This is a genomic window from Desulfonatronum thiosulfatophilum (assembly GCF_900104215.1).
Taxonomy (GTDB): domain Bacteria; phylum Desulfobacterota; class Desulfovibrionia; order Desulfovibrionales; family Desulfonatronaceae; genus Desulfonatronum; species Desulfonatronum thiosulfatophilum.
This window is the reverse complement of the sequence record NZ_FMXO01000028.1, coordinates 1-5,659: the sequence shown is the minus strand read 5'-3', so window position 1 is coordinate 5,659 and position 5,659 is coordinate 1. Positions and strand designations below refer to the sequence as shown.

Annotated in this window: 6 protein-coding genes and 2 pseudogenes; 4 read left to right on the top strand and 4 right to left on the bottom strand. The window is 52.5% G+C overall.

The annotated features are described in order from the left end of the window. Positions 1-477, top strand: a pseudogene (locus BLP93_RS17075) (hypothetical protein); the annotation flags it as partial. Beyond that, positions 458-1,570, top strand: a complete 1,113-nt coding sequence (gene hisC, locus BLP93_RS16395) for a histidinol-phosphate transaminase (protein ID WP_092123989.1) — start codon at positions 458-460, stop codon at positions 1,568-1,570. The pseudogene BLP93_RS17075 and the gene hisC, both read left to right, overlap by 20 nt. 286 nt (positions 1,571-1,856) lie before the next feature. Here the strand turns inward: hisC and BLP93_RS16390 are convergent, their stop codons facing one another. The 3 genes from BLP93_RS16390 to BLP93_RS16380 form a co-directional block, all read right to left on the bottom strand. Continuing rightward, positions 1,857-2,546 carry a Fic family protein gene (locus BLP93_RS16390; RefSeq protein WP_092123987.1) on the bottom strand — a complete coding sequence of 230 codons (690 nt, stop codon included), beginning with the start codon at positions 2,544-2,546 and terminating at the stop codon, positions 1,857-1,859. A 90-nt stretch (positions 2,547-2,636) separates the two neighbouring features. Beyond that, on the bottom strand, positions 2,637-2,747 hold the full coding sequence (locus tag BLP93_RS17495) for a toxin-antitoxin system HicB family antitoxin (protein WP_244148798.1): 111 nt from the start codon (positions 2,745-2,747) through the stop codon (positions 2,637-2,639). A 212-nt stretch (positions 2,748-2,959) separates the two neighbouring features. After that, entirely contained in the window at positions 2,960-3,235 is a 276-nt protein-coding gene (locus BLP93_RS16380) for a toxin HicA (protein ID WP_244148797.1), read from the bottom strand. A 797-nt stretch (positions 3,236-4,032) separates the two neighbouring features. On the opposite strand from BLP93_RS16380, the gene BLP93_RS17765 reads away from it, so the two are divergent. Continuing rightward, positions 4,033-4,362 carry a type II toxin-antitoxin system RelE/ParE family toxin gene (locus BLP93_RS17765; protein ID WP_092123985.1) on the top strand — a complete coding sequence of 110 codons (330 nt, stop codon included), beginning with the start codon at positions 4,033-4,035 and terminating at the stop codon, positions 4,360-4,362. Between the two features lie 15 nt (positions 4,363-4,377). Then, a complete protein-coding gene (locus BLP93_RS16365; RefSeq protein WP_092123983.1) occupies positions 4,378-4,686 on the top strand; it encodes a helix-turn-helix domain-containing protein in 309 nt (102 codons plus the stop codon). A 682-nt stretch (positions 4,687-5,368) separates the two neighbouring features. Here the strand turns inward: BLP93_RS16365 and BLP93_RS17070 are convergent. Next, positions 5,369-5,659, bottom strand: a pseudogene (locus BLP93_RS17070) (hypothetical protein); the annotation flags it as partial.

Genomic DNA, 5,659 nt, shown 5'->3' with positions numbered 1-5,659 from the left:
ATCACGCGGACCGAACAGGACGGCGATCAACGGATTCCGGTCTGGTTCCGGCATTTGCGGGAGGACGAGGGGTTGCAGGTTTGGGCCCATCCCGGATGCATCCCCTTTCTGGAAGAAACCTACCAGCGGGTGTTTCTGCCGCGAACCATTTTGCCGGCTCTTGATGCCGTGGGCCGCCTCCAAAGCCACGCCCGGGACCGTTCCCTGTTCGCCGCGGCCATGAACCGGGAACTGGGGGAGATCGTGCTCCGCCCGCTCCTGGACGGCGCGGACAACGCCGAGAACATTGCCCGGCATCTGCGCGTGCTCCGCGGCGAAGGATACCGGCGCATTCTTTTTCGCATTGATCTGGCCGAGGGCTGGCAGGCCGCGCTGTGCGGCGATTTGCTGGAACAGGGATGCAGACCAAGTCTGGTTCTGCCGCAGGCCGGCCGCTCCGACGTGCTGTTGATGGAATATGTCCACACTGCCCCTTGACCGTCTGGTCCCCGCCTATATCCAGGCCTTTGAGCCCTACACCCCCAGTCGGCCGGATCACGAGCTGCGACGACTGTTCGGGGTGGATCATCTCCACCGCCTGAACAACAACGAGAATGCGCTGGGGCCGCCGCCGTCGGCCCGCCAAGCCATCGAAGATTTCGAGGCTGGACGCGTGCCGATCTATCCCAGCGGTGACTGCTATGATCTGCGCCAGGCTCTGGCCGCGAAATTTGGCAAGTCCGCCGATCAGTTCCTGGTGGGCAACGGCTCCTGCGAGGTCATCGCCAGCGTGATCAAGGCCTTTTGCGAGCGCGGGGACAATATCGTCACCGCGGACAAGACCTTTGCCGTGTATGAATGGGTGGCCGAGTTTTCCGGCTTCCAGGTCCGGCTGACGCCGCTGCGGGACATGGCCTTTGATCCCCAGGCCATGCTGGACGCGGCTGACGAGCGGACCAAGATCTTTTTCGTCTGCAACCCCAACAACCCCACGGGCACCTACTGGGACGCGGCGACCATGCGCGGCTTTCTGGAGGCCGTGGGTGGCGAGCGGATCGTGGTTCTGGACGAGGCCTATTTCGAGTACGTGGACCGTGAAGACAATCCCGACGGGATGGAGTTGATGCGCGAGTTTCCGAATCTCGTGGTCTTCCGGACCTTCTCCAAGATGTACGCCCTGGCCGGGCTGCGCGTGGGCTATTTGTGCGGTTCACCCGAGGTGGTGGACATCATCCGCCGCACCCACGTGGTCTATTCGGTGAACAGCCTGGGCCAGATCGCGGCAACCGCGGCCCTGGAGCACGACGTCCCGTTCATCACCGCGACCCGGACCATGGTGGCCGAGGCCAAGGAACTGCTGCGCGGCGAATGCGCCAAACTGGGATTGGAATATGTCTGCCACGAAGGCAACTTCATGATGATCCGCACCCCGGTCTCCGACACCCTGCTTCATCGCAAGCTGGCCCACAAAGGCATCCTGGTCCGGACCATGACCGGGTTTCGCTTTCCCGGCTGGATCCGGGTCAGTCTGGTGCAACGCCCGGTGATGGAGGAGTTTTGCAGGGCGCTGGAAGAGGTGGTGCGCGGGTGAGGTCGTGCGGGACGGACTGAGTCGGGTGCAAAAAACTTATTTCGCGCCAGTCAGTGGTCAGAGGTCAGAAGACAGATGGCAGACCTGCCTGCGGCAAGCTGGAGACGGAAGGCATTAAAAACAACGGAGTAACTATTCAGCGCATCGAGGGCAATGCCTCATCCCGGCACTGGATTCCCGCCTGCGCGGGAATGACTTGTTTTGCCATGCCGCCTCCGAATCAGTCATACCCGCGAAGGCGGGTATCCAGGCCGCATTACTCGGATGAACTGAGTAGTTACACGAATTATTCTTTCACAATTTTTACAACCCTTTCATCCAGGCAGGAGCGCAGAAAGGTATTCATCGGCTTCTGATCGCCAGTATCATAAAAAACGAGCATCAATTGATTGAACTCCAGTTTTCTTTTCGCGGGAAGATTGATCGCAGGGTATCCGCTGTCCAACAAAAGTCCATTCATGACAAATCGTCCCATGCGCTTATTCACATCATAAAAAAATTGCCATCTTGCCATCGTAAGAAAGAAATGGATAGCACGATCGTAAATATCCGGAATGCCATATGAGTCGTCGACCATTTTTTGAAACAACTCTTGCAACGAATCAGCATGTGGCGGCATAAAGTCCGTCCCTGCTATAGTAACCCCGCCGGATCTAAACTTCCCCGACTCCAATGCCTCGTCCTTGCCCGCTATGAGATGGAGGGCGCAGACTTTTTCATGGGTGATTTCAAATTGATTTTTATCAAGCAACCAATATAACGCGCGCCATGCATCGGCTTGGTTCAAGGCTACTTGCTGATCAGATATTTTATGCCCTCCAACTGTAATCCCATCCAGTAGCGTTTGGATTTCCGGCAAGGTTAAATTAATCCCTTCCAGGTTTACCGCGTCACATACAAACTCAGCCAGTTGACGCTTGGCAAGCATTACTGCTTTTGTCTTGTTTGGCTTCATATTCCATTGGGTTTCATTCATTTCACTTTGCCGAATTGATAATATAGTAGAGGTTTTGAACGCCTCACAACAGCTGCGGCTCCGCAGGAGCCGTCAGACTGTTTGTGATTGTTACATGCGGGGATGATGAAGCTTGCTGGAAATTAGCCGATTCAAGCTGACTCCCGACTCTGCTGCTTCAATCGTTAACAGTCGATGAGTTTCTGGTGGCACGCGCACCATGAATTTGCCGCTGAATTGTTTGGATGATAGCGGTTCAGGTACTTGTTCGCCACTTTGGCGCATATCTTCAACGCAATCATGAACCAATTGACGGATACCTCTCAGCGCTTGCTCAGGGTCGTCAGCCAACCAACTCAGGCTAGGGAACTCAACGCATAACCCTACATGCTCCTGATCTTCTTCAGACCAGGTGACTCTGTACGGTGTAACGATCAATATTTTTTGCCACTTTGCACCTCCAACCGCTCAACAGCCTGAAGCACCTGCTTCACTTGATAGGCTTTATACATACCTTTGGCATTCTTGATATTTACCCTGGGATCTCCTTTCCATGGGGTCCGATAAACTCTTTGGCTCGAACCCGATTTTCGAGTCTCGCCAAAATAGGCATCACAAACCTTACTCAAGTTATTGAATTTAATGCCTTTGGGATTCTCCCGCATCTGGCTGAGAATATCTTGAACTTGCCATGAGAGAAATGATACCACTATTGATATCACTGTCAAATGGGAATATTAAGGCTTGGGTTCGGTAGGTTTGGTGTAGGTTTGGGGTCGGACCGAGTTAATCATTTTGCTATGGTAGCGGTCTTCCCAAAACGCACCTTTGCGATTTTTGCGCTGGTTGTACTCCTGGGCAGTTCTGCAGGCAACCAACTGGAGTGACCTGGGCAGGGCCGTGACGTCTTCCTCGCTGAACCAAGAGGTGAATATGATTCGAGGTGACGGTGTAGTTGAGGATCTGAATCTGGTATCGCTTCCTGGCCTCAAAAAGCCAATTGATCCAATTTTGTCTGTCACGGGGAAATTTGAGGAGAAACTCCCGCTTATCTGAGTGTTAGAATTATCCTTATCCGGCAGTTCGTTCAAAAAACCCAAGTGCAAGGAGCAAAAAAAAGCAAGGTTGAAGCGTATTTATTCATACGTGAGAGTTTGAACTTTTTTACGGCAACGCAGCACTTGGGAGTTTTCAACGGACTGTTATGACACCGGTGGGTAATCAGCAGAGGGAATCTTAGAATGGCTTTTTTGAAGGCAAAATGGCATTCTAAAAAGAAAAAGCAATCATATTTGAACTATTTGCTTCATTTAATCAAATGGTTGACTCGGTCCGACCTCTTAACCCCTGTCAATAGACCAAGGTCGTAGCCGCTCCGGGCGCCATGGTGCATGTGAGGGAGTGGATGACAGACAATGTTTACCCGGAGCCATGACGTGCAACGAGATAATGGAAGATCGATGGATTATTGCTTGAAAAAATGTCTGATATGACATAAAATATTGCTATGCACGAAAAGCACAAGCCCTTGGCTTGGGTGGCCAGTGTGCCGAAATCTCCACCCTTGTCGCACTCAGCCAGGATAGAGTCGGGCTATCTTTTAAGGCTGCTTCAATCCGGACAAAGTTTGTCCCTGCCTCACAGCAGACCAATGCCTTCAATCGGCAAGCGGTGTCATGAACTACGGATTGTTGATGAAGATGTCACTTGGAGGTTTTTCTATCGGATCGATGCAGACTGCATTGTGCTGATCCACTGGGAACAAAAGAAAACACGAAGAACGCTCAAGGCGACGATTGATCTCTGCAAGGCTAGGCTCGCCGCTTATGACGACTGAATGATGGAGGGCAAGATGGAAGCAAAAAAAAAGAAGAATCTACAATCAAAGGGCTGGGTTGTTGGAGACGTGGATGAGTTTCTTGATCTCGATCAGGCTGACTTGGCTATTATTGATATGAAGCTGGCTTTGGCCGATACCATTGTTCAAAAGCGGAAGGCACTAAAGATGACTCAGGCGACATTGGCCGAAGCAATCGGTTCGAGCCAGTCTCGGATTGCCAAAGTCGAGCATGGAGATCCTTCCGTTTCATTGGAAATGATGATGAGGGCCCTTATCGGTCTCGGTTCCTCAAGACAAGAAATCGGGAGAGCTATTGGATAGCCCAGTGCCACTACCAACTGCCCGATCAACCTTATCTCTTCCACCTCACGGGCCGAACCAAGTGCGGCCAGATTTCCAGGATTTCGGTAATGCGGACGCGGGGAACGCGGTGGCGCGGGTGAGGGATTTGGCGATGGCCTCGGCCGTGGCTGGTGAGGAAGACGAAGTCTGGATGGCGCGGTCGATTTTTGCGATGGTTGTACTCCTGGGCAGTGCCGTGACGCCTTCCTCGCTGAAAACCAAGAGGTGAGTATGATTCGAGGTGACGGTGTGGTTGAGGATCTGAAGCTGGTATCGCTTCCTGTCCTCAAAAAGCCAATTGATCCAATTTTGCCTGTCACGGGAAAATTTGAGGAGAAACTCCCGCTTACTGAGTGTTGGAATTGTCCTTATCCGGCAGTTCGTTTAAAAACCCCAAGTGCAAGGAGCAAAAAAAGGGCAAGGTTGAAGCGTAGTTATTCATACGTGAGAGTTTGAACTTTTTGCGGCAACGCAGCACTTGGGAGTTTTTCAACGGACTGTTATGACACCGGTGGGTAATGTGCCAAACATGACCTGGAAGAAAGTATCGATTGGCTCTTGGCATTGGCAGTGAAGTCAGTTCTCAGCAGAGGGAATCTTAGAGTAAAGAGTTGAGTCTGTCCCTTCCTGCTCTTCCCAAGCAACGGATAGCTGATAACAATTACCCCCCAACCCCCAACCGCTTCATCGAATACACCCCATCCATCCCGCCAACCGGCGTGAACCTCCTCTCATCCTTGGAATCCAGCAGGTGCTTTACCTCGTCGAACACCTCGGCCACGAACTCTTTGGAGCCGATGATGCCGGAATCAGTAAAATATCGACAGCGGTGGCGGAAGACGTCGGTGCGGCTTAGCTTGTAGCCTTTCTTCCGTTCGCGTTTGACAATTTCCGGATTGAGCTGCTTGCCCTTGCCGGTGTCCATAGCTCCGGTTTCATAGACGAACTGTCG

What these genes read in the sequence shown, in the direction of transcription:
- BLP93_RS17495 (WP_244148798.1), bottom strand. Translation starts at nt 2,747, where the DNA reads ATGGTGCGCGTGCCACCAGAAACTCATCGACTGTTAACGATTGAAGCA.
- BLP93_RS16390 (WP_092123987.1), bottom strand. Translation starts at nt 2,546, where the DNA reads ATGAATGAAACCCAATGGAATATGAAGCCAAACAAGACAAAAGCAGTA.
- hisC (WP_092123989.1), top strand. Translation starts at nt 458, where the DNA reads ATGTCCACACTGCCCCTTGACCGTCTGGTCCCCGCCTATATCCAGGCC.
- BLP93_RS17765 (WP_092123985.1), top strand. Translation starts at nt 4,033, where the DNA reads ATGCACGAAAAGCACAAGCCCTTGGCTTGGGTGGCCAGTGTGCCGAAA.
- BLP93_RS16365 (WP_092123983.1), top strand. Translation starts at nt 4,378, where the DNA reads ATGGAAGCAAAAAAAAAGAAGAATCTACAATCAAAGGGCTGGGTTGTT.